This is a genomic window from Corynebacterium tuberculostearicum, assembly GCF_032821615.1.
In the GTDB taxonomy this organism is placed as follows: domain Bacteria; phylum Actinomycetota; class Actinomycetes; order Mycobacteriales; family Mycobacteriaceae; genus Corynebacterium; species Corynebacterium tuberculostearicum_H.
Map to the genome: position 1 here is coordinate 529,261 of NZ_JAVBIF010000001.1, position 26,210 is coordinate 555,470.

Consider the following 26,210-nt stretch of genomic DNA (forward strand, 5'->3'; position numbering starts at 1 on the left):
TCAGCCATGTCGCAGCCGAATCCCAGAGAAGTCATTACCACTCAGGCTTTAAGCATTTGGGTAGCCGCCATGGCGGTCTACCTCGTAGCGATTACCGGCCGTACCTCTTTTGGTGTGGCCGGTTTGGATGCCATTGAGCGCTTCGATGTCGATGCCGGCCGTATCGCGGTCTTTACCTCTGTGCAGTTGGGCGTGTATGCCCTAGCCCAAATCCCCACCGGCATCTTGATCGATAAATTTGGCCCACGCCTCCTCCTCGTGGTCGGCGCGGTCATTATGGGCATTGGCCAGGTCGTCCTGGGCTTTACCACCAGCTATGGCGTAGCCATTGCCGCGCGCGTGCTCATCGGCGCAGGCGATGCCACAGCGTTTCTCTCCGTGATGCGCATCCTGCCTTATTGGTTCCCACTGCACCGCACACCCATGTTCACCCAGGTGACGTCCTCGCTGGGGCAAATGGGTCAGTTCATTTCCGCGGTTCCCTTCCTGTGGTTGCTGGGTGCGGCCGGATGGACCGCTGCCTTCGTTACCCTTGGCGCGGTGGGCATCCTGGTAGCAATCGCCGCCATCGTGGCGGTGGCAGACTCACCAGAGAAGTTAGGGATTATCCCCACGGAGAAGGAACCACCCAACTCGCAGGCCACCAGCATCCCGGCCCGCTTGAAAACGGTATTCCGTTCCCCAGTGGCCTGGCAGGCTTACTTCATCCACTACATTGGCATGCTCCCGCTCATCGTCTTTGTCATGCTGTGGGGCATGCCCATGATGACCCAAGGCATGGAGATGTCCAAGGCCAAGTCCAGCCTGGTGCTCACCTTGCTGGCGGTATTTTTGGTCTTCGTTGGCCCCTTGCACGGCAAGATTTCCTCCCGCGCGCAGCATGTCCGCCCGTGGCTTAGCCTCGGGTTTGTCGCGGTTCACGTACTTGCGTGGTTGCTTTTCTTTGCCTTTGGCACCGACAGCGGTTTGGCCGCAATTTTGGTGGTGTCCTTCATTACTGCGCTCTGCACGCCAACGGCCAACTATGGCTTCGATATCGTGCGTGAGCGCATGGACCGCTCCGTGGTGGCCACCGCTACGGGCCTAGGCAATATGGGCGGGTTTACCTCCGGCATGTTGGGTGCGCAGCTCTTCGGCATGGTCTTGGACCACTCCTCCGACGCCCCTGATTACTCCATGCCGGATTTCACTGCCGCCGCGGCTGCGGTGCTAGCCGTCTGGGTAGTAGGCATGATTGGTGTGATCATCACCCACTTCCTTCGCCGCCGCGCCGGCGAGGACGGGCCTTCTGTCACCATCGTGGAGGTTGCCTAGCAGCCCTCGACTGATTACTCCGGGTTGAGAATAAAGCGAATTGTCCCCTCAGGGTCCGCCAAAAGCTCCCGGGTAGCCGCCACGGCTTCCGCTTCGTCGAAGGCGATGCGTTCAAAGCCAGTATCGTTGAGCTCCACAATGTCCGCACCAGGGCAGGCCAGAAGAATCGGCGAGTGCGTGGCAATAATGACCTGTGCGCCGCGGTCAACTGCTAGGGCAATTTCCCCTACAAGGGCCAGTTGCCGGATAACGGACAGCCCAGACTCTGGCTCATCAAGGATGTACACGCCTTGGCCATTGATGTGCTCGTAAAGCAGGTCGAAGACGGATTGTCCGTGCGAGCGGCGGGACAAATCCACGTTTTGAGAAAGAGTCGAACGGCCGCCACGTTCGGCCGCTGAATCCCCACGTCCAATCAAGTACTCGTGCTTTTCGGCGCGCAAGAAGTAGGCACGCTGGATCACTTCCTCCGTATCGCAGCGAATGGGACTGCGAGGAACGATTTCATCTGGGTCATCCATGCGGCCGCCCGCAGGTGAACAGCCCAAATCACTAGCTACGCCAGCGAGCAAGCTCGATTTGCCAATGCCATTTTCACCGACAAAGACGGTGACGGGGCTTCGCAGCTTGAAGCTGCCCAAATCAACTAAGTAGTCGAAGACGGGCAGCTCGGCGCGGTAGTCCTCGGGCTTAAACTTCAGGCTTAGGGCATCAACCAGCATAGGCCCTAGGTTAATTCAGTTCATCGAGTACGCGCAGCGCATCTTCCTGCGCTGCCGCCGCGCCAAAGTTTTTCAGGTGGTCACCCAAATCGCCGGCCGGAACCGATTGGGCGATGGTATCGGCCGGCACGGTATTGACGGCATAAGCCACCCCTACCCCGCCGGTGATGGGGATGGCAATGGCGGCGAGTACTCCCGCCGCGGTCGACAGCGTGGTCTTGAAAGTCATAGTCTCCTCCAGAGGCTTCGGCACCGAGCACCCTGCCCGTTACCAATTTGTGATGTTTTACCTTAGGAAGAGTTACTGCCAAGGCCATGCCGCCTAGCTGCGGGTTGCCTGAATTTTCGCGCCCAGTTCGCGAGGAAATAAAGGGCTAGTTTGCTGGATAGCTCTCGGCCACAATGCCATCGCTGGCCGGCATCACAAGGCCTCGCTCAAATGCTACGAGGACTGCCTTTTCATCTGATTCGCTGATGTCACCAGACTCCACCGCACTGTTGAGCTCGCGCTCGAGGTAGACGCGCACATCGGATTTGCCGTTTTCCGTCTGGGTAATATCCCGCGGGACGGAATTGAGCGGGATGCCCAGCGCCTTCGCCAGGGAGGTCACGCGGTTGGCGTCGGTGGAATCATCGGCCTTGATGTCACCATTGACCTGTGCGGGCATGTCTTCCTGAACCACGCCACCAGCCACGGCCTCGCCCACCGTCTTCGTCCCCTTGGGGGGATTATCGCGATTGGTAGCCCACACCCCGACAGCGATAGCCACGATGACGGCCACGGCTACAAAGGCCCACAGGTAGATGAGCTTATGTCGATACACTCCGCTGATTTTAGCCATGGTAACCAGCGCCATCGCCGAAGGAACCGTAGTCATTGCCGCGAGGGTTCTCGCCGCGATCATTGAGGGCGTCGATGATGGAGCGGATGGTGGCCTCTCCTATGCGGTCGGCGCGCCCCCACGAGCGAGGTGCCTGGCGAGAATTGTGCGGTGCTGATTCTGGCCGCGGCGGCACTGGCTTTTCCTCCCGCGGCGTGGAGACCTCGATGGTCAAGGTGGTGCCATCAAGGTGGAGAGCGTCACCGTCGCGCACGCCCGCGGCACGCGCTGCGGAAAGCAGCGCGGATAGTTCGCCCACCGTGGCATTGTCCACATCGAGTTGCAGCTTAAAAGACATAACTAGCCAGTCCTTTCCTATTCCCATCCCACTTTAGAGTCCGAAAGTGCAAAAAGTAAGGCCACAATGCGCACATCGGGGACTTTCAAGGCTAACTCTAAGAATGCTCGAAGGATTCCTCCTCGCCCCAGAAGACCTCATCTACAACTTTCCGGGCATGGCGGGTAAGTTTCAGATAGTTTTCTAGAAACTCTTGGTTCTCCTCCGGCGGCCAGCCAGCGGCACCGGCTACCTGGGCCAGCTGCGGGCCGGGCCCGGGCAACTGGTCCACGCGCTTGCCGCGCACGAGCACCAGTGCATTGCGGGCGTCGGTAGCCATAAGCCAGGCCTCGCGCAGGTCCGAGACTTGCTCGGCAGACAGGATTGCGGTTTCCTCCAAGGCATCGAGCACGCGCAGTGTGGACGGATCGTGCAGTTGGGCATACTCGTGGGCATGCATCATGGTCAGGAGCTGCACAGTCCATTCAATATCTGAGAGCGCACCGCGCCCCAGCTTGGTATGAGTATTGCGGTCCGCGCCGCGCGGGAGGCGCTCATTGTCCACGCGCGCCTTCATGCGCCGGATATCGCGAATGGTCGAGGCGCTGGCACCGCCTTCTGGGTAGCGGAAGCTATCGACCATGGACATAAATCGCTCGCCTACTTCCCTATCGCCAGCCACGAAGGCCGCGCGCAACAATGCCTGCAGCTCCCAAGACTCGCCCCACTCGCGGTAGTAGCGCTCATAGGAGGAGATGGTGCGCGCCACCGCACCGGAGCGGCCCTCTGGGCGCAGGCCCAAATCGACGTCCAGCGGCGGGTCGCCCGAAGGCTTAGACAGGCGGCGCCGGAGCTTATCGACGATCCCGATAGCCCACTTCACGGCCTCCCCTTCCGCGCCAGAGTCATCGGCCGGTTCGCTAGGTTCTGCTACGACGAGCACATCCGCATCTGAGCCAAAGCCCAGCTCCATGCCTCCCAAGCGGCCCATGCCAATGACGGCGATGCGCGCTGGCGGCTCTGCGTCTTCGTTGGCAAGGCGCCACGCGCGCACCTCGGCGCGAAGTGCAGCCTCAAGGACGGCATCCCAAATTGTGGATAGCTCATGGCACACCTGCTTGACCGGCATGAAGCCCAGCAAATCCGCACTGGCGATGCGGGCCAACTCCACTCGGCGCAACGAACGCGCCACCGCCACCGCTTTATCCGGGTCGGCGTGGCGCTTGCTGGAATTGACCAGCGCCTTGGAAACCTGTTCGGGTTTGGTTTCTAGCAGTTTGGGGCCAGTGGCGCCGTCGGAAAGCTGCTTGACCGAATCCGGCGCGCTAATAATTAGATCAGAGGTAAACGGCGAGGTACCCAGGATGTGCATGAGCCGTTGGCCCACAATTCCTTCATCGCGCAGCATGCGCAAGAACCACGACCTATCGTTCGCGGCCTCCGAGAGCTTGCGATAGTTCAACAGGCCCATATCGGGGTCTGCGGTATCGGCGAGCCATTCCATCAAGGTAGGCAGCAAGATTGCCTGAATGCGTGCCTTGCGGGAGGTTCCCGCTGCCAAGGAAGTCAGGTGCTCGAATGCGCGCTCGGGGTGGTTATAGCCCAACGCGGCCAGCTGCAGCTTGGCGGCCTCCGGCGAAAGCTTGAGCTCATCGGCGGACATGGTGACCACGGAATTAAGCAGCGGCCGGTAGAACAGGCGCGAGTGCAGCTCGGAGATCCGCAGGCGGATCCGGCGCAGGTGCGACAGCATGCGCTCGGCCGCCGACTTGGTGCCCTGCGGATAAAAGCCGGCGATGCGCGCCAGCCACTTCATCCCCTCTTCATCGTCCTTTTCCGGCAGCGTGTGCGTGCGGCGGAAGCGCTCCAATTGCAGGCGGTGCTCAAGCAGGCGCAGAAACTCATAGGCTTCAATGAGCTGGGTGCCGTCCTCGCGGCCGACGTACCCCGCTGAAATCAGCGCCTCCAGCGCCTCCACCGTGGAAAGCGCCCGCAGCGTCTCATCGGAGCGACCATGGACCAACTGCAGGAGCTGGACAGCAAATTCGATATCGCGCAGGCCGCCCACGCCCAACTTGAGTTCGCGGTGCTTGAGCTCCTCGGGAACATTGGCCAGCACGCGGCGGCGCATGGCCTGTACGTCCTCAACAAAGGACTCGCGCTGCGACGCCGTCCACACCATCGGTCGGATCTGGTCCAAATAGTCCTGGCCTAGCGGGAGGTAGCCGGTCATAGCGCGCGCTTTAAGGAGCGCCTGGAATTCCCACGTCTCCGCCCACCGCTTGTAGTAGGCCACGTGAGATTCCAAAGTGCGCACCAATGCGCCCGACTTTCCCTCGGGGCGCAGGTTCGCATCCACCTCGAAAAAGGTGGTGGATCCAATGCGATTAAACTCCGCCGCCAGCCGCGTGGCCCTAGGGGTTGCCTCGCTGCCGACGAAAATGACGTCCACATCGGAAATATAGTTCAGCTCTCCTGCGCCACACTTGCCCATCGCCATGACAGCCAGCTGTGCATCCAAGGGGTCATCGCCGTAAATGGTGCGCACGGCGCAGGCAAGGGAGGCGGTTAAGGCGGCGTCGGCAAGCGCGGTAGTCAGCGCCGTAATCTGGCGGAACCCTACCTCCGGCTGCAGCTTGGTCTGGCCCTTGCGCGAATGAAAAGTGCCCGCCACATCGCAGGCGGCAATGCGCATCATCAAAGTGCGGTAGGTCGTGCGCAGCGCCTGCTTATGCTCCCCCTCGCCGGCACGGTAAGTGCCCGCCGCGCTCAAGTCCTCGCGCGCTGGATCGGGAAGGTCAATGTCATCCGCAAAGTCTGCGGGCTCGGCGTCGACGGCACCGAGCAAGCTTTGCAGCATCTCTTCGGACTGCGGAAGGGGTTTTTCTAATTCTCGCCACAGTTCAGGGTGCGCCGCGAGATGATCGCCAAAGGCGGTCGACGCCCCCAGTAGTGCGAAGAGGCGCACGCGCAAGGTTTCATTGGACCGCACGGCATCATCTAGCTCTGGGGCTTGTTCATAGATACGGATCAGATTATTGAGAGCCAGGTCTGGGTCACCCACGGCAGCGAGGGTCCACAACAGATCGGCTGATTCCGGATTCTTCCACCCCAGCTGCTCAATATCCTGCGCAGCATGCGGGCGGGTAAGACCTAGTGTGGCCGGTGAAGGCACAGCAGCAGGACGCATTTCTCTCCTAGAAGTTCAGGTTATTGCGCAGCTCAAAGGTGGTGATTTGGCTCTGATAGTGATGCCACTCATCCCACTTGGAGCGCAGGAAGAACTCAAAGACGTGCTCGCCCAAGACTTCTGCCATGAACTCGGATTTTTCAAACTCGCGCAAGGCCTGATCCAGGCTGGTGGGTAGATCCTTATAGCCCATCGCGCGGCGCTCGCGGCGGGTGAGCTGGTGGACATCGTCCTCGGCCGGATCATCGAGCTCGTAGCCCTCGCGGATGCCTCGCAGGCCTGCTGCCAATAGCACCGCATATCCCAGGTAGGGGTTCATCGAGGCATCAATGGAGCGGATTTCTACCCGGCGCGATTCTTCCTTGGTAAGCCGGTAGGTGGGAACGCGGACCAGCGCGGAGCGATTCGATACTCCCCAGGTGGCTGCGCCCGGCGCCTCGTTGCCGAACATTAGGCGCTTATAAGAATTGGTCCACTGATTCACAATCGCGGACATCTCCGTGGAGTGCTCCAAGATGCCGGCGATGAACTGGCGGCCGGTCTGGGACAAAGAGAATTCATCATCCGGATCGTGGAAAGCATTGGATTGGCCTTCAAAAAGGCTCAAGTGGGTGTGCATGCCTGAGCCCGGTAAATGTTCGAAGGGCTTAGGCATGAAGGTGGCGCGCACGTTGGAGTTGGTGGCCACCTGCTTGATCACGTGCCGGAAGGTCATGATGTTATCGGCCATGGTGAGCACGTCCGCATGGCGCAGATCAATTTCTTGCTGGCCCGGCGCGGTTTCGTGGTGGCTAAACTCCGTGGCAATTCCCAGCGATTCCAGCGCTAGCATTGCCTTCCTGCGGAAAAGCGGGGCGGTATCGTGCGTTGCTTGGTCGAAGTAACCGCCGTTATCCGTGGGCACCAAGTCGGTGAGTTCGCGGCCGCGCTCGAGGAGATAGAACTCGATTTCTGGCGAAGCCATACAGGTAAATCCATCGTTGGCGGCCTCGGTGACCTGGCGGCGCAGGATATGGCGCGGGTCCACCATGGAGGGCTGGCCGTCTGGCTGTGCGATATCGCAAAACATGCGGGCCGATTGCAGGTCCGGCTCATCCATATCAAAGGGCAGAATCTGAAAGGTGGAGGGATCTGGCAGGGCAATGGTGTCAGACTCAGAGATGCGAGAAAAGCCCTCTACGGAAGAACCATCAAAGCCAACACCTTCTTCAAAGGCCGATTCCAGCTCGGACGGGCTCATGACCACGGATTTGAGGGCGCCCAGAATATCCGTAAACCACAGGCGGATAAAGCGGATATCGCGTTCCTCAACGGTGCGCAAGACAAATTCGTGTTGGCTATTCATGCTTTAGACCTTACCGGCTCTCCCCCGAGGGATGTGCAGTTCATGCGACAATTTTTCCAGGGCGAAATGTGCAGGTCGCAAGAGTATCCAGGGGGTGGCTAGCGGGGGCTTTTCCGGCAGGATCCAGCGTCAGCGCATGCTTTGCTAAGTGGGCAAGCGAACACACGTACACCTCTTAAAGGACGAAACTTTATGACCACCCACTGCGATGACCTTTCTGCTCACGTAATCGAACGCCTCATCACCGCCGCACAACAAGGTTGGGCGCCGGCGGACCTAGAACACGTCTTAGGTCCGCACGCCTACCCCATTATTTACCGTGCGAGCCCCCATGTACCGGCACGAATTACCTCCCCTGCGCTGCGCAAAGCATGGCTCCAGATGGCCCCTCCGCAGGAGAATTTCATTCCGCGCGATAAGTTGCGCGCCATTATGAAAGAGCTCATCCACTTGCCAAGGCTTCGCGATACGGAGCTTTTAGCCTCCGGCGAATCCTTGCGGGAGGATGGGCTTAGCGATAAGCAGCGCAAGATCCGCGAAAAGGTACTAGGCCTTTTGCGAAAAGCGGAATCTACCAGCTTTGAGGATGAGGCCGAGGTTCTCATTTCTAAGGCGCAGTCCCTGCAGCAGAAGTATCGCATCGAGGATCTCCTTACCTCCGAGCTACCTGATCTTATTTCCCACCGCGTGCACATCCACCCGCCGTATATCAAGCACCAGGCTTCCCTATTAAGCACTATCTCTGACGCCAATGGATGCACTACTCTCCTTATTCATGACAAGGGCTTGGCCTGTGTGATTGGCGCCCCTGCCGACGCCGCCCATTGCGCCGACCTTTTTGCCTCCCTCAACCGTCAATGCGATTGGTTCATGCGCAATGGTGACGGCGCAGAAATTGCCCGCGCTACGGGCTCTACCGCTGCCTATCGCCGTAGTTTCCGGCTCTCTTATGCCGCCCGCATCGGTGAATTGCTCACCCAAGCAAATGAGGACGGCATTGCAGAAAACCTGCGGGAGTCTCAGTACTGCTCACACCACGCAGAGACTGTAGCTACCCAAACCCTTCCGGCGCTACAGGCGCGCACCGATCACGCCATCGATACCCGCAATCGTCTCTTCCCCAACCTGACGGAAATGTCGCTTTCCATGAACAGCATGCACGGCATCAACGATGGCATTGCCGCTGCCGATAAATCTCACTTAGGCGGCGATGCTTCCGGGATCGGTTCGGTTCCAGAAATTACGCAGTAATTTTCCCCTGTTCAACACCGTTCTTCCTTCCCGTTCCCTGCTAGCGAACGGGGGCGAGGAGTGGCACCGCAACGAGTGCTTAACGGGTAGGATCACCGGTGAGATTTATTTGGTCTAGAAAGTAAAAGGTACGTGAATGTCTACACAGTCTTTTCTCGAAGTTGAAGCGAAATTCTCCGTAGCCGAGTCCACTCAGCTCCCTGAACTGACCCGCCTCGAGGGAGTTGACCACGTTGCAGACACGCGCCACCACGCGCTTTCTGCCATCTACTACGACACCGAAGACCTCCGCCTCACCCACGCAAAGGTCACCCTCCGCCGCCGTACCGGTGGCAATGATGATGGCTGGCATATCAAGATTCCTAGCGAGGCTGGCCGCACCGAAATCCATGCCGAGCTGGGTGAACCTGTCGATGGCCGCTACGAAGTACCGGAGGAGCTTCTCCACCAGGTTCGCTCCATTATCCGCCACAACGAACTCACCCCGATTGCGCAGGTAGACAACAAGCGCACCGAGATGGTCCTAGCGGATGCCGATAATAAGCCGGTAGCAGAATTCTGCGATGACCACGTCACCGCCTTTTCCTTCCTTCCAGGTGGCCAGCAGCAGTCGTGGCGCGAGTGGGAAGTAGAGCTCGCCGGTGAGCTTCCTGGCACTGAGGAAGGTACGCAATTCATTCGCCGTGCCACTTCCCTGCTTATCGGTGCCGGTGCGCGCGTTTCTTCCTCCCCGTCCAAGCTGAAGTCTGCTTTGGGCGATTCCTACGCCAATGCCCCGCTGCCTCCAGCCCTGGTATCGCCGGATGTGGACCCAGACTCCCCTGCCGCGGCCGTCATCACCGCACTCCAAGCCAACCGCGACAAGCTAGTTGATTATGACCCTCGCGTGCGCCGCGATGAGTGGGATTCGGTTCACCAGATGCGCGTAGCCACCCGCGAACTGCGCAGCCACCTGCAGACCTTCCATGGCATCGTTGTCGGCCCAGAAATCGACAAGATTGAAGCCGATCTCAAGGAACTTGCCGGCATCTTGGGCGTTGCTCGCGATGCGGAAGTTGTGGAAGAACGCTGGCAGAAGCTGCTGGAGTCCGAAGATTCTGACACCTTGGATGACTCCACCCGCGAGCACATTGCACAGGATATGGGCAACGCCTACCGCCGCGCGCACCGCCGCGTTATCGCAGCCCTGGATTCCGAGCGCTACCTTGAGCTGCTGGAGTCTCTTGATCGCCTGCTCGCAGACCCGCCAACGGCCGATAAGCAACAGGATTCCGCCCCGGCAGCAAGTGAGGCGGAGCAGCCGGAGGAGCAGTCCTCTGCGGAAGAGGACGCCGCTACTCCTGCCGAATCCAGCGAGGACAGCGCACCTGCTGCAGACAAGGCCGCAAAGAAGCCGGAGAAAAAGAAGTCCAAGGACAAGTCCGCCGACATGGATACCGTGATGGCGCAGCACCTTGAAAAGGCCTATAACAAGCTGGTCAAGCGCCATAAAAAGGCCGTGGAGAACTGGGATAACCAGGAACTGTCCCTGCACGAGCGCGAGGATTATTTCCACGATATGCGCAAGGCAGCAAAGAAGCTGCGCTATGCGGCTGAAGCAGCTGGTTCTGCCACCAGCCTCAAGACCAAGCGCCTCTACAAGGCCTGCAAGCAGATGCAGTCGGTGCTCGGTGACTTCCAGGATTCCGTGACCTCGCGCGATAAGCTGCTCGAGTTGGCAGAGTCCGCTCGCCGTCGTGGGGAGAATACCTTTGGCTATGGCCTGCTCTACCAGCGCGAGCGAACCATTGGCCTAAAGGCTCTCGATGATTACGCCGAGTCTTTCAAAGACATCAAGGCCGCGTTTAAGCCGCTGCGCAAGAAACTAAAGTAGCCGCGCTTCCCGGGCAGGTGCTGGGAAACACGGCTTAGAAAGAGTTGGCTGGGAGTTATTTACTTCCAGTCATCTTCTTCGTCTGCGGCGTCTGCCGCATCATTGCGGGCTTGCGCGATTCCGATGGCGTTTTCTGCCTCTTCGCGGGTGTCATACGGGCCCATCCGATTTTCCCAGCCAGAGGTCTTGCCTTGGCTGACTTCCTTAGTGGTGGGATCAAAGAACCACTTCTGGTCTGCATCGCTCATGAAACTATCCTCTCAGTTGTTGCATCAGCGGCACCGGCTAAGTGCTGCCGCTGATATGGTTTGTGCCCACACTACCCACGCTGTCCCATTGATGCCCGCTAGAATGTGGGGCAGCACAATTCTTTTATACGAATCCATGTCGTATTCCCCGCCACCGCGCACATTGGTGGCGGGCGTTCGTTGCTTTAAACGCACCGCCGCGTGTGTGGGGCAACGAAGACTACTGGTCCCAGAACCTGGAAAAGGAGCTTTAGCACCCATGCCACTGTGGTCAACGCCTGCAGAGCCCGTAGCCGAGCGCGCCGCCCGAGCACATACCGAACTCACGGGCAGCGCTCCAACGCATACCGCCAGCGCGCCGGCAACGTGGTCCCTCATCGGTGAACATATTGATCACTTCGGCGGCATTGTCGCCATGTGTGTGGGAAAGTTGCGCGCTGCAGCGGCGGTAGGCCCGCGCACCGACGGCGTGGTGGCCGTACATTTCCACCCAGCTCAGGGCGAGACTGCTCATGACTCGATTAGCCTGCAGGCGCTTGCAGAGCTGGCAACGGCGCAACAGCCCACCACGGATGCGGAAGGCCAGCCTGTTATTCCGCCGGCACCACAAGGTGGGTTGGCGGCCCGCGTGGGTGGCATTGTCCACACGATGATTAATCGTCAGTTGCTTTCCCGGGAGACGGCGGGTGCGGATATCACCATTGCCACGGATATTCCGGAAGGCGCGGGTCTGGGTGCGGACGCCGCCGCGGACGTCGCGGTGGCACTAGCGCTCATGGGAGCGGATGCGGACCTCGATGCGCCGCTAAGGGCCCGGGTGGCGGATGTATGCACCCAGGCCGTTTCTACCTTCGCAGCGCGGCCGCCGCTGCGCGCACGCCACAGCGCAGCACTGCGCAGCACTGGTGAGGGCGTGTGCATTATGGACTACGCCGATGGTTCTGTCACCCACGCCCCGCACGTGGTGGGCCGCGAGATGTCCGCCTTTGCGGTAGCGGTGCCGGAGGATTTTTCCGCGCAGGAGGAAAGGACCATCGCCGATATCCGCCAGCGCCAGCGCTTTATCGATGATGCGTGCCACTCCTTTGGCACCGATTCGCTGCGCTTGCTTCCCGACGCCCAACAGCGCGTTCTCGACTGGCTAAAGGCCGTGCACAAGGTCTACGGCGAGGAAGGCCGCCCGAGCATCAGCGCCGCCACGGAGTGGATGGCCTTTTATGAGGAAGAAACTGAGCGCGTAGAGAAGTTTGCGCGCTGCCTGCGCTCGCACCGCGGCGCGGAGCTCTTCCCTATCCTGTTGCAGTCGCAGTCTTCCTTGGCCAATATCTACGGCTTGGATTCGGCAGAAAAGCTCGCCGAGCTGGTCACGGTTCGCGGTGCCGTAGCGGGTCGCTCGGCGCATGCCGGCACCTCGAACGCGGTCATCGCTTATGTGCCGGCGAAAAACGCGCACAATTTTGCAGCTGACCTTGCAGAAGATGGCCTGCTCGTCGTCGAGCTGCAGCCAGGCGAGGCCGCCCGCGGCGAAAGCTAGGAGCCTTGCCGGCTAGTCAGCCGGCCACGCAAAAAGAACCTCGCGCGAATCGGTATCCGCCGTCACCAGCGAAACGGTGGTCTCACTGCCGGTTTCCGGTGCGCCCACGCATTGGGCGAAGACGGGTGGCTCCGGTACGAAAATCCGTGCCTTGTCCCGCTTCGGATCGGCGCGGACCACAGTGGCTGAGAAATTGGTACCGAGCCAAGGGCGCAGCACGGTGGCCTCAGTCAGATTCAGGCAGGCCTTATCCACTTGGGAGGCGAGCTGCGAGGTCGAACGCATCGCCCCGATGACCTCCGTGGCGCTGCCTGTTACCCACTCGGGAACCTCATAACCGCCGCACAGGGCGAGGCATACCTCCGTGGCGAACCTATCGGAAAGGCGCCGCAGCGGCGCGGTGACGTGGGCATAGTAACCACCGATACCGGCGTGTACCTGCGCCTCCTGCTCGCCTAGCCAGGCATAGTCGGCGCCCCTCAGCAAGCTCTGGGCCTCGCGCATGACGGCCATGCCGCGCGGGGAATCAGCATCGATGGTGAGGAGGAATTGGGGAATGGGGGCGTCGCCAAGCGCAAAGCCTAGGGCCTGCGCCTCGGCGCGAAATTGGCGCTCGTGCTCCGGTTCAGCCGCGGGCAGGGTGCGCAAGAAGCCCACGCCAGCTTCCTGCATGAGGCGCCCAGCGCACATGCCGGCCAACAGGGAAATTTCGGAGTTATAGTCCATGACCTCATAGCGTGGCTCGATGATGAGCTCAAAGGTGCCATCGTCATTTTCCACCACGCGCTGGGAGGGCAGGCGCAAGGAAATGGCCTCACGGCGCAGGGAAGATTCCTGGCGCAGCCGGCCGACCACCGGCAGCAGCGCAATGGATGGGTGGAGCGTATCGGCCGCCAGATCCGCGTGTGCGCCTTCATAATCCAGGCGGGCCTGGGAGTAAATGAGCGCGCGCTCGACGTGGAAGGACTCCACCTCGCCGTTGCCATCCAAGTCAAAGGTCCACAACACGGCCGGCTTATCGGTGCCGGGCAGCAGCGAGGCTCGGTCCTCGGAAAGCTCCGGCGGGTGCAGGCGCGCGGGTTCATCGGGAAGATAGATGGTCTGGCCGCGGCGGAAGGATTCGCGTTCCAGCTCGCTGCCGGGCTCAATGAAAGCAGCAACGTCCGCGATGGCATAAAAGACGCGGTATCCGCCCTCGTGTTCTTCGATGTAGACCGCTTGATCCAAGTCCATGGAGCCGGCGGGATCCAGGGTCACGAAGGGAATATCGCGGGCGTCGCGGCGCGAGTCGGCGTAGCGGTCCTGCGCGCGGGCGGCCTGGGCGGTGACCTCGGCCGGAAAATCGGTGGCTACCGAAAATTCTGCGGCAATGGCGCGGAAATCGAGCGGGGCGGCGTAGAGCTTCATGCCCACCACCATAAACGTAGTAGGGCGAATGAGTCGGCCTATAAGCCGGATTCTGTCTAACCGCGACACTCCCCAAGGAGCACCGCGCGGTGAACATCCATCTAGACCAACCGTTGCCAGTTGGTTCCAGCAGCTACCTTCAGGCTCGAGCGAGCAGCCTTAAAACGCCTGATCGGGCCCCGCAACGTGGCGGGGCCGTGATGCCTTGCTCCCGGTGGGGTTTACCCAGCCACCGCCATCACTGACGGTGCTGGTGCGCTCTTAACGCACCGTTTCACCCTTACCTTGTGGCTCCAACGTGGCCGAAACCAAGTGGAGGCACAAGGCGGTCTACTTTCTGTTGCACTTGCCCGCGGGTTTCCCCGGGTTGCCGTTAGCAACCACCGTGCTCTGTGGAGTCCGGACTTTCCTCGGCGCCCACGCGGCAGCACGTGGCTGCCCGTTTGAAGCGACGCGATCACCCGGCCGGCTCATTCGCGTTCCTTATTCTAGCGCAGGCCCGCCAGGTGGCCCACATCGTTAAATCCGTGCACCATAGAGCCGCCTTCCCAGAATTCCACCCGCGAAATGGCAGCCAGGTCTAGGAAGAGGTGCCCAAAGGTGGCAGGGCCCGCATCGAGGGCTTGGCGGATGAAGGACTTAATCGGGTTGACGTGGCTGACCACCAGCACGGTCTTGCCCGCAAAGCGCTCTTGGAGCTCCTTGCGGGTGGTGCGCACGCGGCGGTTGACCGCCTGCAGCGATTCGCCGCCCGGACAGGCGACGCTCGCATCATGCAGCCACTCCTCGTGGAGTTCCGGATCGCGCTGGTGGGCCTCGGCCGCGGTCTTGCCTTCCCACGCGCCGAAGTCCACCTCGATGAGGCCTTCGACGGTCTCTACCTCGATATCGCGGCCATTGGCCACGGCCGCCGCGGTCTCTTGGCAGCGGCGCAGGGGCGAGCAGACGATGGCGTCAAAGTCGGCATCGGCAAGCGCTTGCGCCGCGGCGAGCGCCTGCTTTTGGCCAAGCTCGGTAAGGCCCGGATTGGCACGGCCGGAGTACTGCTTGGCGGCCGACATCTCCGTCTGCCCGTGGCGCAGCAAGATAAAGCGGGTGGTAGGACCGCGGTCCCCCAGCCAATCGGTGGGGTGCGGCGCGGTGGTGTCTTGCTCACCGGCCGGGGCTGGCTCGGCGGCTTCTTCGCTAGCAACGATGCCTTCCGGGTGCCCGGCGGCCGCGGCATCCATGGCGTCATTGGACAGGGCGTCTGCCACCTTATTCTTGGCGCGCGGCACCCAATCCAGGCTGAAAGAAGAAAAGCCGTTGATGTATTCGCGGGCGCGCAGGGCCAGCTTCTGCATATCGGGGTGCTTAATCTTCCAGCGGCCGTTGATTTGTTCCACCACCAGCTTGGAATCCATGTGGAATTCCACCTCGGTAGCGCCCATCTCGGCGGCGGCTTCAAGGCCGCGCAGCAGGCCGTTGTACTCAGCGACGTTATTGGTGGACTTGGTGCCTACCACGTAGACAATTTCGCGCAGGATGCGCTGCCCGCTGCCGTCATAGATAACGGTGCCGGAACCGGCTACCCCGGGGTTGCCGCGGGAGCCGCCATCGGCGTAGATGATGACCTTCATTAGACCAGGCGCACCAGGTAGGAGCCGCAATCGCCACACTGCGGCAGCTCATCGGCCGGAGCGTTGCGCACAGCGTTTTGCTCGGCCGGCGGCAAGACGATGAAGCAGCCGCCGCAGGCGCGGTTGGCCTTGAACTGGGCGGCACCTACGCCATTTTCCTCGCGCTGGGTATCGTACTCGCTGAGCACTCCAGCGGGCAGCTGATCGCGCAGCTCACCGATGCGCACGGCCGGATCTTCTTGATTGGCGGCCGCTTCCTTAGCCGCCTCGGCCGCACGGCGCAGCTTTTCCAGCTTGCGCTCGGAATCAGAAACGCGCGCACCGTGGACATCCAAATTGGAACGCAGCGCGTGCACCTCGTTATGCGCCTCCTGCAGCTCGCTCATGAGATCTGCGATGCGGGACTTGGCAGCGTAGAGGTCGTGCTCTAGGTCCTTGCGCGTTTCTGGATCCACTGCGGCGCCGAGCTGGCGCTTATCATCGCGCTCGCGCTGGCGCAGCTTGCGCTCATCGGCCTGGATGCGCAGGATTTCGGTCTCCATGTCATCGACGGCCATCTGCGCAGAACCGGAGGCATCCAGCAGGCGCTTGTGCTCCTCCTTAGCCTTGTCATACTCGGCTTGTTCCGGGATTTCCTTCTCAGCACCATGGCCCTGCGAGCGTTCCAGGTTGGCCAGCTCCAGCAGTACCGGCTGTAGTTCTTGCGATAGTTTCACTTATGACTCCTTTGGGTGCGCAGAGATAGTCCACGGGTCGGTGCGCAGGCTAATAATTTCCGTATCCAGTTCTAAAGCATTCTCTACGATATCGCGCGCCTGGGCCGTCCACGGAAATTCGCTGGCCCAGTGGGCGGTATCGATGACGGCGGGGCCGCCGGCGCGCAGGTGCTCATCCACCGGGTGGTGGCGCAGATCCGAGGTAACATACACGTCCACGCCTAGCTTCGCGGCCGCGGAGAGGAAAGAATCTCCCGAACCGGAAGACACGGCCACGGTGCGCACCTTTTGGTCCGGATCGCCGGCGGCACGGATGCCCCAGGCGGTCTCCGGCAGGGCGTTGGCCACCTGCTGGGTGAACTCGCGGAGGGTCATCTCCTGCGGCAGTTCTCCCACGCGTCCGAGGCCAAGCGCCTTGTCCAGGTCCTGGTGGCCGGCAGTTTCCGTGATGTCATAGGCCGGCACCTCATAAGGGTGGGCGGTGTGCAGGGCCTTCAGCAAAGAGGAGCGAAGTGCGGCTGGGGCGACAAACTCGACGCGGATTTCCTCGCCGCGGTGCAGCGCACCGATCTCACCCTCGGTGGGGTCAGCGCCCTCCTCCGGCTGGAATTGGCCCGTGCCGGCGATATCGAAGGAGCAGTGAGAGTAGGCGCCGATGTGGCCCGCGCCGGCGTCGAAAAGCGCCCGCTTTACCTCCTCGGCCGCGGCGACCGGCACGTGCACGCCCCACTTATCCACGCCCTGGGGCTCCGGCACGATGGGCCGGCCGGGATTGATGCCTACCAGCTCCGCGAGCTTGTCGTTGACGCCCGGCCGCGCCTTATCCGCGTTGGTGTGGGCCGCAAAGAGTGCGACGCCATTGCTGACCAGCGTGTGCACTACCTTGCCCTTGGGCGTATCGGCCGCCACGGATTCCACCCCGCTCAAAAGCAACGGGTGGTGGACCACGAGCATGTCCGCGCCAAGCTCCACCGCGCGCTCGGCCACCGCCTGGGTGCAGTCCAAAGCAAAGGCCACCCGCTTTACCTCCGCGGCCGGATCGCCGCAGATAAGCCCCACGGCATCCCACTTTTCCGCCAAGTGCGGCGGGTAGGCCTCATCGAGTACGCGGCGGACATCGCCCACGCTCACAGCGGACATAGAGGTGCTCCTTTATGCTCGTTTCATGGAATAGTTACTACTGCTATATCCTATCTTCCGCACCACAGTACTATTCGCGCGAAGGGGTTTTCCGCATGACCGAATCCGATACCCGCTCCGGCCTTTACCTCGTCTTTGTCTGCACCGGAAATATCTGCCGCTCCCCCATGGCAGAAATCATCGTGCGCGATGAAATGGAAAAGGACATGCTAGACCTCGTCGCCACCGTAGATTCCTGCGGTCTGGGCGGCTGGCATGTGGGCCAGGGCGCGGACGAGCGCGCGATTGCCGAGCTGCGCCGCGGCGGCCACGATGTCGGTTCCCACCGCGCGGCCAAGCTAGGCGCCGAGCACATGGACGCTGATCTCTTCATTGCCATGGACAAGGGCCACCGCGAGGCCCTCATTGAGCACGGCATCGACCCCGACAAGATTCGCCTGATGCGCAGCTTCGACCCCAACTCCCCGGAGGACGCGGACGTGGCAGACCCCTATTACGGTTCCACAGCGGATTTCGAGACCACGCGCAAGAATATCGAGGCCGCCGTGCCTGGCCTGCTGGATTGGATTCGCGCTAACCACGACTAAACTAGGCCCCATGCTAAAGACGTTCCTTAAGCCGGGTTGGGTTCTACTGCTGCTGTTCGTCGTGGCCTTTTCCTACCTCGCTTTTACCGTCCTCGCCCCGTGGCAGCTGGGCAAGGACGATGACATTGTGGAACGCAACGAGCTCATCACCCACGCCTATGAGGCTGACCCTAAGCCGGTGGAAGACCTCGTGGATGGCAACGGCGCTATCAAGGACGATGAGTGGTCCCGCGCCACCCTGCACGGCCATTACCTGCCGCAGGATGAGGTGCTGCTGCGCCTGCGCCCGGTCGATTCCGGTCCGTCCTACCAATCTCTGGTTCCCTTCCGCACCGATTCCGGCCTGACCATCCTGGTTAACCGCGGCTGGGTCAAGGCCGGCGAGGCCAACGCCGTGCCGGATATTCCCGCCGCCCCTTCTGGCGAAACGACTTTGACCGGAATGATCCGCGCCGATGAGGCTCAGCACCAGTCCGCCCCCATTAAACGGGAGGGCTACCAGCAGGTCTACTCCATCCATACGGAGCAGATTGCCTCGCTTATCGACGCCCCCTTGGCCCACGACTACATCCAACTCTCCGCCGACCAGCCCGGCGTGCTCAACGCCATGCCTATCCCGCAGCTCGACCGCGGCAACCACCTCTCCTACGGCTACCAATGGATTGCCTTCGGCATCATGGCCCCGCTGGGCTTGGGCTACTTCGTATGGTCCGAAATCCGTGAGCGCCGCCGCCTGCGCGAAGAGGAAGAGGCCCTCGCCGCCCTCGACGCCGATGCCTCAACCCCATCCGAGCCCGCCGGCGCCCCCAGTGCGGACTCCGTGCCCGCAGAAGCCCCTTCTCCTAACCGCTCTCAGCATGACGGCCACATCGCCGCAGATGACGCGGCAGAAGGCACCACAGAAAACGCTGCAGCCGTTCCCGCCGCGTCCTCCTCGCACGCCGCCAGCCGCCGCAATCGTTCCCGCTACGGCGACTCGAAGCCGGATCACTACGCCAAGCTAAACAAGCGCCGCCGAGAGCGCTACTAAACCGACATCGCGCAGCCGTGACCGAAGGGCCTTAGTACTTAGTCACATCCTGAGAAGCAGCCGCGCTCATTAGGGGCTAAGTAGCAAAAAGTGTGTCTGATCTTCTTGAAGTCTGCTGGTCACAATTGCTAAAAGCTGCGTGTATATTCCGGCAGGCAATATATCGGGGTGGATTTCGACCAATCCCGGGTTTTGAACCGTACTTGTGCTAGCACGTGCGGTTTGATTCGTCTTCATGTCTAAGAATCGACCACGATGCCCGGTTTGTACAGGGCAAATGAAGAAAAACGGCACAACAACAAAAGGCACTACTAGATGGCGCTGCATCAGCCGCAACTGCGGTACTTCCACCACCAAAAAGCGAACAGACCTTACCCACATCGCCGACTTCAAGGCCTTCATCTCCTATACGAGTGGCAACCACACGTTGAGCCAACTTGCCGAAGCCCGCGGATGCAGCCGATGGACTCTAAACCGCAAATTCGAACCGTTCTGGCTTATCGATATTCCCAACACCCCAGATAAGAACCGCATCTACGACCAAGTCTTCATCGACGGAACCTACGCCAATGGCGGATGCCTACTCACTGCAGCATCACGCACCCATGTACTGTGCTGGCACTGGTGTAAGACAGAATCCACGAAGGCCTACAAAAGACTGCTCTCAAAGCTACAACCACTACTATGTGTAGTACTCGACGGCGGATTAGGAGCCTGGTCAGCAATAAAAGCCCTGTGGCCAAACACCATGATTCAACGCTGCCTAGTTCATGCCCAACGCGTTGTTCGGCGCTATCTCACCTCACGGCCTAGGACGGATGCGGGCACGGCGTTATACCGCCTTGCGCTGCGACTGACCAAGATCAAAGACCTCAACAAGGCACGGGAATGGGGCACCCTGCTGCATGAGTTTGGGCAGGTGTATCGCACATTTCTCAATGAGAAGACGAAGCTACCCAAACAGCGCGACCCAACGGGCACACAATGGGAGTTCACGCACATCCGAGTTCGCCAAGCATTTAACTCGCTCAAACATCTCGCCAACGACGACTACCTATTCGGATTTCTTCAACCACCACCGGAGGCCATTGAGCCCGAATTGTGGGTAGCGACCACCAACAGCTTGGAAGGCGGTATCAACTCCCAGCTGAAGCTGCTCGCACGAATGCATCGAGGTAGGTCAGGAGAACGGCAACGCAAGATGCTGGAATGGTGGCTCTACTCAAAAACGCAACTGCCTGACGATCCCGTTGAAATCGCCAAGCAGTGCAACTGGGGTAATGACCAACTCGCCAAAGTCACAGTCATAACCCACAACGAGAACAAAGCCGACCACGAAACCGGACGACCAGCCCTTTACGACAACGGTATCGGAACCGACTACCAACACAACATAGGAATCAGAAAAGGTTGGGTCGGACGCTAACAAAAAGACCGTCCGACGACACGCCGACCGGACACACTTTTGGGGATGGCTGTTAATTCAGCGCGAATGATGTCGAGGGCCCACTGCGGATCGTCCTCCACGGGACGGTGCAGCAAGTGGAATGCAAGACCGTCGATCAGCGCATGCAACCGTTGCGCACTCACCTCAACTTCTTCCGACCCGCGAGAATGACCAGACACCAATTCGACTAAGCGCAGTGCCACTCCATGGAGTTTCTGGTGGGCTTCGTCCCGAATAGAGGCCAGCTCTGGAAGCGCTGGCACTTCGGTTGCGAGTGCGAGGTTGACCTCAAATTCAGCGCGCGAGTCCGCCTCTAATGGCAACAGCTGCCTCACAATCTCAAGCGCATATTGCTGCGGCTCATCACTGGGGGGAACGGAAAGCACCCGTTCTGTTGCGCGCTGCACCATTAGCTCAGCCGAGAACTTCATCAACTCGGCGCGGGTGGGAAACACATGCCGCAGTGAGCCAACAACGATTCCCGCCTGCTCAGCCACGTTCCTTACAGAGACGGCCGAAATGCCGCGCTCCAGAATGATCTGCCATACGGCCTCAGCGAGCTGCTTTTTTCTTTCTTCGATGTCGAGTCTTGGCGCCACAAAAAAACTTTAGCACGACTGTGTTAAAGTCTCATCTAACACAGTCGTGCTACTCAGAAAGGCCCGTGATGATCGCGACCATCGGCAGCCTCGTCGTCCTAGCCCTCATCGATTCGACCAGCTTCGGCACCCTCCTGATCCCTCTCGGCTTGTTAACGGCACCTGGACGCTTGCGGATCGGTAGGCTCCTGCTCTTTCTGAGTGTTGTGGCAGGCTCTTATTTCGCACTGGGCGTGGCATTGCTGTTTGGGGCTACGTCGCTACTTGGCTCTTATAGTCATCTGTTCGAGTCCGCGAGCTTTCGGTATGTGCAGCTCATCACAGGGATTGCATTGCTGGTAATAAGCCATTTCATGGACACCGAGAAAGCTCGAGCACGCGCTGCGGAGCGAGCAGCACGTGGGGATAACCGAATATTGAGGTGGCGTTCGCAGGTCATGAGCGGAAAATCCTCTTCGAGCACCACCGGCTCGCTCATCGGATTGGCCCTCGTCGCCGTATTCTTCGAAGCCGCAACCATGCTGCCCTACCTCGCGGGTATCGGCATCATCACGGCCGAGGGTCCCGGATTCCCCAGCAATTTGCTGCTCTTGCTGGGCTATTGCTTCGTAATGATCCTTCCGGCCCTCTTACTCACTTGCATCCGAATAGTGGCCCGCTCCGCGATCGAAAAACCGTTGATTCGCCTAAACAACTGGCTCATGAGGAACGCGCAGAGCACTACTGCTTGGATCATTGGCATCGTGGGATTCATCCTCGCTGCCCAAGCCGCCTCGATTTTGTGGTTCGCCACTTCGACACGTTGAATCGTCGGTGATCTGTTAACAGGGATCGGGTCCGGCACGGGCCTGAGTGTGGTTAGTCTTTAGGCTGCAATCTCCTTGCCTGCCGGAGTGGCGGTGTCGGCGTCGATGACATTGGCTATGATCAACGCCTTGGTTTGCTCTAGGTGAACTCCCAGCTGAAGCTGCTCGCACGAATGCATCGAGGTAGGTCAGGAGAACAACAACGCAAGATGCTGGAATGGTGGCTCTACTCAAAAACGCAACTGCCTGACGATCCCGTTGAAATCGCCAAGCAGTGCAACTGGGGTAATGACCAACTCGCCAAAGTCACAGACATAACCCACAACGAGAACAAAGCCGACCACGAAACCGGACAACCAGCCCTCAACGACAACGCTATCGACACCGACTACACCCACTCAATCGGCATCCAGAAAGGCCAAATCTAACCCCCGCGCGACACGCCGAGCCAGACACGGGGCAACACAAAAAGACACACATTTTGTCGCATATCCCCATATCCCACCCTGCCCGCGCATACGAAAATGACCGCCTCCCGGAAATCTATCCGAGAGGCGGTCTGTGTTGTGCGGCCTGAGGGGATCGAACCCCCGACCTATTGGGTGTAAACCAATTGCTCTTCCAGCTGAGCTAAAGCCGCATGCGCTCTTGCGCTGTAAAGAACAGTAGCGCAGGTTGCTCGAGCAACACAAATCGGCAGGTAAAGCCCTACTTCTTCGTGTATCCGCGCTGCACCAAGCAAGAGCCTTGCCACTCGCCTAGGCGCTCCGCCTTGGTCTGCACTAGGCCTGCCAGCTGAGCGGACTCAGAGATAAGCCCAGGCTCAACGGTGCCTGGCTTGCCCGCACCTGGGGTAAGTAGCCAAACCGCGCCGTTTTCAGCCAGCGGGCGGCTCGCGTCAACCAGTCCATCCACAAGATCGCCATCTTCTTCGCGCCACCAAAGAAGGACTACATCGCACAGCTCGTCATTTTCTTCTTCCAAGAAGTCGTCGCCGAGCACGGCCTCGATCGATTCAGAGATTGCGGTATCGCAATCCTCGTCCCAACCAAGCTCCAGGGCGATCTGCCCTTCCTTGATTCCGAGCTTGACTGCAGCGTCAGCCACTATGCATTTCCTTCCTAATTTAGTGAATGTCTGGTCCGCGTATCGCCCGCATCCTGCGGGTAAATCGCGGCTTAATAGAAGTATTTTAACGCCCACCGGCCCCTTTTACCCGCCTAAGGGCCGCAATTCCCCCCATTTTGCAGGCCCTGCCGCCAGCGCAGCTGGCTCCACAGAGTTAGCAAACTACCCTCTTTTACCCCACCGAAATTTACAAAGATACTGGTTATGGCGATGTAACGTACCGCACGTCCCCTTAAGTCGGACTTCACAACGACTGTGGATCTGTGAGCGCGTATCCTAGTAAGCAAACTGTGCAGACCCTTAAATAGGAGGTTTAAATGGCCGAGAAGGACGCCCACCAGGGCGACTCCAACTTCCCCCTCATCCGCGACGGCGTTGCATCGTATCTTCACGATAATGATCCAGAAGAGACCCGCGAGTGGATGGACTCCCTCGATGGTCTGCTGGACCACTCCGATCCGGAGCGCGCCCGCTACCTGATGCTGCGCCTGCTCGAGCGCGCCACTGCGAAGCGCGTTGAGATGCCATCGTTGACGTCTACGGACTTCGTCAACACCATCCCCACCACCATGGAGCCGGAGTTCCCAGGTGATGAGGAGCTGGAAAAGCGCTACCGCCGCTGGATCCGCTGGAACGCAGCCATCATGGTGCACCGCGCACAGCGCCCGGGCATTGGTGTGGGCGGCCACATCTCCACCTACGCAGGCGCTGCCCCGCTGTATGAGGTCGGCCTAAACCACTTCTTCAAGGGCAAGGACGATCCTTCGGGCGGCGACCAGGTCTTCTTCCAGGGCCACGCTTCCCCGGGCATGTACGCGCGCGCATACATGGAAGGCCGCCTAACCGAAAAGGATCTTGATAGCTTCCGCCAAGAGGTCTCCCGCGGTGAGGGCGAGGGCCTGCCGTCCTACCCGCACCCGCGCCTGATGCCATGGTTCTGGGAATTCCCCACCGTGTCCATGGGCTTGGGCCCGATTAACGCTATCTACCAGGCACGCTTTAATAAGTACCTGGAGACCCGCGGCATCAAGGACACCTCCAACCAGCACGTCTGGGCTTTCTTGGGCGATGGCGAGATGGACGAGCCAGAATCCCGCGGTCTGCTGCAGATCGCATCCCTCTACGAGCTGGATAACCTCACCTTCGTGGTCAACTGCAACCTGCAGCGCCTTGACGGCCCGGTTCGCGGCAATACCCAGATCATCCAGGAGCTGGAGTCCTTCTTCCGCGGCGCCGGCTGGGAGGTCATCAAGGTTATTTGGGGCCGCGGCTGGGATAAGCTGCTGGAAAAGGACACCGAGGGTGCCCTGGTCAACGTCATGAACACCACCTCCGATGGTGACTACCAGACCTTCAAGGCCAACGACGGCGCCTATGTGCGCGAGCACTTCTTCGGCCGCGATGAGCGCACGGCCAAGCTGGTAGAAGACATGTCCGATGATGAGATTTGGGCACTGCGCCGCGGCGGCCACGATTACCGCAAGGTCTACGCCGCCTACGCCCGTGCGCTGGAGAACAAGGGCACCGGCAAGCCAACCGTCATCCTGGCGCACACCATTAAGGGCTATGGCCTGGGCCACAACTTCGAGGGCCGCAACGCCACCCACCAGATGAAGAAGCTGACCCTGGATGATCTGAAGCGCTTCCGCGATAAGCAGGAGATTCCGTTCTCCGATGAGGAGCTGGAGAAGGATCCGTACCTGCCGCCGTACTACCACCCGGGCAAGGATTCCCCGGAGATCAAGTACATGCTGGAGCGTCGTAAAGAGCTCGGCGGCTTCCTGCCGGAGCGCCGTGAGGACTTCACCCCGCTTGAGGCACCTGCGCTGGATAAGCTGCGCTCCGTGCGCAAGGGCTCCGGCAAGCAGGAAGTAGCTACCACCATGGCCCTGGTGCGCACCTTCAAGGAGATCATGCGCAACAAGGAGCTGGGCAAGCGCGTCGTGCCGATCATTCCGGACGAGGCTCGTACCTTTGGTATGGACTCCTGGTTCCCCACCATGAAGATTTGGAACCCGCGCGGCCAGAACTACGTGCCGGTTGACCACGACTTGATGCTTTCTTACCGCGAGGCCACCGACGGCCAGATCATGCACGAGGGCATTTCTGAGGCCGGTGCCGCCGCCTCCTTCACCGCGGCAGCTACGTCCTACGCCACCCAGGGCGAGGCCATGATTCCGCTGTACATCTTCTACTCGATGTTCGGTTTCCAGCGCACCGGCGATGCCTTCTGGGCAGCTGGTGACCAGATGGGCCGCGGCTTCATTATCGGTGCTACCGCCGGCCGCACCACCCTGACCGGTGAGGGTCTGCAGCACATGGACGGCCACTCCCCTGTCCTGGCCGCTACCAACCCGGCTGTAGTTTCCTATGACCCGGCCTTTGGCTACGAGGTTGCGCACCTGGTCTCCCGCGGTATTGAGCGCATGTACGGCGAGGACAACGAGGCCATCATGTACTACCTCACCGTCTACAACGAGCCGGTGCACCAGCCGGCCGAGCCGGAGGACTTGGACGTGGAGGGCCTGCACAAGGGCATCTACCACTTCAACACCGCTGAGGGCGGATCCATTGCTGCCAATATCTTGGCTTCCGGTGTGGGCGTGCACGAGGCGTTGCGCGCGCAGCAGCTGCTTGCCGACGACTTCGATGTCAAGGCCTCCATCTTCTCCGTCACCTCCTGGAACGAGCTGGCCCGCGACGGTGCCCGCCGCAACAAGGAGGCCCTGCGCAAGGGCGAGGAGCCGACCGAGGCATTTGCCACCTCCCAGCTCAAGGGCTACGAGGGTCCGTTCGTTGGCGTCTCTGACTTCACCACCGAGCTGCAGGAGCAGATCCGTCCGTACGTCCCAGGTACCTACATCACCTTGGGTGCGGATGGCTTCGGCTTCTCCGATACTCGCGAGGGCGCACGCCGCTACTTCAACATCGATGCCGAGTCCATCGTCGTCGCCGTACTCGATGGCCTGGCTCGCGAGGGCAAGATTGAGCGCTCCGTTGTGGAGAAGGCAGCCAAGGATCTCAAGCTGGATGATCCCACCGCTACCACCCACATCGAGGACTAATCCCCGCACTGGTGCGGGCTAAACCCGCACC

The 26,210-nt window shown here is 60.4% G+C and carries 22 protein-coding genes, 1 tRNA gene, 1 other RNA gene and 1 pseudogene; 10 read left to right on the forward strand and 15 right to left on the reverse strand.

From position 1 onward, the window contains the following. Positions 1-6 precede the first annotated feature (6 nt). Complete coding sequence (locus tag RAE09_RS02515; RefSeq protein ID WP_316980844.1) at positions 7-1,314, forward strand: MFS transporter; 1,308 nt, start codon at positions 7-9, stop codon at positions 1,312-1,314. Between the two features lie 14 nt (positions 1,315-1,328). Here RAE09_RS02515 and RAE09_RS02520 read toward each other — a convergent pair whose 3' ends face one another. From RAE09_RS02520 to RAE09_RS02545, 6 genes are all read right to left on the reverse strand, one after another. Beyond that, the gene (locus RAE09_RS02520) at positions 1,329-2,036 is read right to left on the reverse strand and encodes an AAA family ATPase (protein ID WP_316980845.1); all 708 of its coding nucleotides are present in this window, start codon (positions 2,034-2,036) and stop codon (positions 1,329-1,331) included. A 10-nt stretch (positions 2,037-2,046) separates the two neighbouring features. Beyond that, positions 2,047-2,265, reverse strand: coding sequence for a hypothetical protein (locus RAE09_RS02525; RefSeq protein WP_284765722.1), 219 nt, complete (start codon positions 2,263-2,265; stop codon positions 2,047-2,049). A 145-nt stretch (positions 2,266-2,410) separates the two neighbouring features. Further along, entirely contained in the window at positions 2,411-2,914 is a 504-nt protein-coding gene (locus RAE09_RS02530) for a hypothetical protein (protein ID WP_302258207.1), read from the reverse strand. Then, positions 2,871-3,215, reverse strand: coding sequence for a hypothetical protein (locus RAE09_RS02535; protein ID WP_179386756.1), 345 nt, complete (start codon positions 3,213-3,215; stop codon positions 2,871-2,873). Before RAE09_RS02535 ends, RAE09_RS02530 begins: the two co-directional genes overlap by 44 nt. 97 nt (positions 3,216-3,312) lie before the next feature. Continuing rightward, entirely contained in the window at positions 3,313-6,384 is a 3,072-nt protein-coding gene (locus tag RAE09_RS02540) for a bifunctional [glutamine synthetase] adenylyltransferase/[glutamine synthetase]-adenylyl-L-tyrosine phosphorylase (protein WP_316980846.1), read from the reverse strand. A 7-nt stretch (positions 6,385-6,391) separates the two neighbouring features. Then, entirely contained in the window at positions 6,392-7,729 is a 1,338-nt protein-coding gene (locus tag RAE09_RS02545; protein ID WP_005324400.1) for a glutamine synthetase family protein, read from the reverse strand. Positions 7,730-7,921: 192 nt separating this feature from the next. Here RAE09_RS02545 and RAE09_RS02550 point away from each other — a divergent pair, with 192 nt between their 5' ends. Next, positions 7,922-8,980: a DUF2786 domain-containing protein gene (locus RAE09_RS02550; RefSeq protein ID WP_316980847.1), complete on the forward strand. Its 1,059-nt coding sequence runs from the start codon at positions 7,922-7,924 to the stop codon at positions 8,978-8,980. Positions 8,981-9,116: 136 nt separating this feature from the next. After that, positions 9,117-10,853, forward strand: a complete 1,737-nt coding sequence (locus tag RAE09_RS02555) for a CYTH and CHAD domain-containing protein (protein ID WP_316980848.1) — start codon at positions 9,117-9,119, stop codon at positions 10,851-10,853. 59 nt (positions 10,854-10,912) lie between these two features. Here the strand turns inward: RAE09_RS02555 and RAE09_RS02560 are convergent, their stop codons facing one another. Beyond that, positions 10,913-11,101, reverse strand: coding sequence for a hypothetical protein (locus RAE09_RS02560; RefSeq protein ID WP_204611356.1), 189 nt, complete (start codon positions 11,099-11,101; stop codon positions 10,913-10,915). 259 nt (positions 11,102-11,360) lie between these two features. Here RAE09_RS02560 and RAE09_RS02565 point away from each other — a divergent pair, with 259 nt between their 5' ends. Continuing rightward, positions 11,361-12,635 (forward strand): galactokinase family protein, encoded by a 1,275-nt coding sequence (locus RAE09_RS02565; RefSeq protein ID WP_316980849.1) that lies wholly within the window; start codon positions 11,361-11,363, stop codon positions 12,633-12,635. A 12-nt stretch (positions 12,636-12,647) separates the two neighbouring features. Here RAE09_RS02565 and RAE09_RS02570 read toward each other — a convergent pair whose 3' ends face one another. The 5 genes from RAE09_RS02570 to RAE09_RS02590 form a co-directional block, all read right to left on the reverse strand. Then, the gene (locus RAE09_RS02570; protein WP_316128197.1) at positions 12,648-14,042 is read right to left on the reverse strand and encodes an RNB domain-containing ribonuclease; all 1,395 of its coding nucleotides are present in this window, start codon (positions 14,040-14,042) and stop codon (positions 12,648-12,650) included. Between the two features lie 25 nt (positions 14,043-14,067). Then, an RNA gene (gene rnpB / locus RAE09_RS02575) (RNase P RNA component class A) lies at positions 14,068-14,515 on the reverse strand. Positions 14,516-14,530: 15 nt separating this feature from the next. Then, positions 14,531-15,661: a bifunctional RNase H/acid phosphatase gene (locus RAE09_RS02580; RefSeq protein WP_316980850.1), complete on the reverse strand. Its 1,131-nt coding sequence runs from the start codon at positions 15,659-15,661 to the stop codon at positions 14,531-14,533. Further along, complete coding sequence (locus RAE09_RS02585; RefSeq protein ID WP_005324390.1) at positions 15,661-16,377, reverse strand: zinc ribbon domain-containing protein; 717 nt, start codon at positions 16,375-16,377, stop codon at positions 15,661-15,663. Before RAE09_RS02585 ends, RAE09_RS02580 begins: the two co-directional genes overlap by 1 nt. Beyond that, positions 16,378-17,517: a Nif3-like dinuclear metal center hexameric protein gene (locus RAE09_RS02590; RefSeq protein WP_316980851.1), complete on the reverse strand. Its 1,140-nt coding sequence runs from the start codon at positions 17,515-17,517 to the stop codon at positions 16,378-16,380. A 95-nt stretch (positions 17,518-17,612) separates the two neighbouring features. Between RAE09_RS02590 and RAE09_RS02595 the strand changes: the two genes are divergently transcribed. From RAE09_RS02595 to RAE09_RS02605, 3 genes are all read left to right on the forward strand, one after another. Then, complete coding sequence (locus RAE09_RS02595) at positions 17,613-18,104, forward strand: low molecular weight protein-tyrosine-phosphatase (RefSeq protein WP_316980852.1); 492 nt, start codon at positions 17,613-17,615, stop codon at positions 18,102-18,104. A gap of 10 nt (positions 18,105-18,114) precedes the next feature. Then, complete coding sequence (locus tag RAE09_RS02600; RefSeq protein ID WP_316980853.1) at positions 18,115-19,134, forward strand: SURF1 family cytochrome oxidase biogenesis protein; 1,020 nt, start codon at positions 18,115-18,117, stop codon at positions 19,132-19,134. 235 nt (positions 19,135-19,369) lie between these two features. After that, the gene (locus RAE09_RS02605) at positions 19,370-20,560 is read left to right on the forward strand and encodes an IS1249 family transposase (RefSeq protein WP_316980854.1); all 1,191 of its coding nucleotides are present in this window, start codon (positions 19,370-19,372) and stop codon (positions 20,558-20,560) included. Here the strand turns inward: RAE09_RS02605 and RAE09_RS02610 are convergent. Next, complete coding sequence (locus RAE09_RS02610; RefSeq protein ID WP_256042107.1) at positions 20,557-21,180, reverse strand: TetR/AcrR family transcriptional regulator; 624 nt, start codon at positions 21,178-21,180, stop codon at positions 20,557-20,559. The genes RAE09_RS02605 and RAE09_RS02610 overlap by 4 nt on opposite strands. 68 nt (positions 21,181-21,248) lie before the next feature. Here RAE09_RS02610 and RAE09_RS02615 point away from each other — a divergent pair, with 68 nt between their 5' ends. Together RAE09_RS02615 and RAE09_RS02620 are read left to right on the forward strand one after the other, a co-directional pair. Continuing rightward, positions 21,249-21,986 carry a GAP family protein gene (locus tag RAE09_RS02615; RefSeq protein WP_256042106.1) on the forward strand — a complete coding sequence of 246 codons (738 nt, stop codon included), beginning with the start codon at positions 21,249-21,251 and terminating at the stop codon, positions 21,984-21,986. A gap of 143 nt (positions 21,987-22,129) precedes the next feature. After that, positions 22,130-22,414: pseudogene (locus tag RAE09_RS02620) on the forward strand (IS256 family transposase); the annotation flags it as partial. Between the two features lie 139 nt (positions 22,415-22,553). Here the strand turns inward: RAE09_RS02620 and RAE09_RS02625 are convergent. Both RAE09_RS02625 and RAE09_RS02630 read right to left on the reverse strand, forming a co-directional pair. After that, positions 22,554-22,626 (reverse strand) — tRNA-Val (locus tag RAE09_RS02625). Between the two features lie 68 nt (positions 22,627-22,694). Next, positions 22,695-23,093, reverse strand: a complete 399-nt coding sequence (locus tag RAE09_RS02630) for a DUF3052 domain-containing protein (protein ID WP_316980855.1) — start codon at positions 23,091-23,093, stop codon at positions 22,695-22,697. Between the two features lie 338 nt (positions 23,094-23,431). Here RAE09_RS02630 and aceE point away from each other — a divergent pair, with 338 nt between their 5' ends. Beyond that, positions 23,432-26,179 (forward strand): pyruvate dehydrogenase (acetyl-transferring), homodimeric type, encoded by a 2,748-nt coding sequence (gene aceE, locus RAE09_RS02635; RefSeq protein WP_316980856.1) that lies wholly within the window; start codon positions 23,432-23,434, stop codon positions 26,177-26,179. Positions 26,180-26,210: the final 31 nt, after the last annotated feature.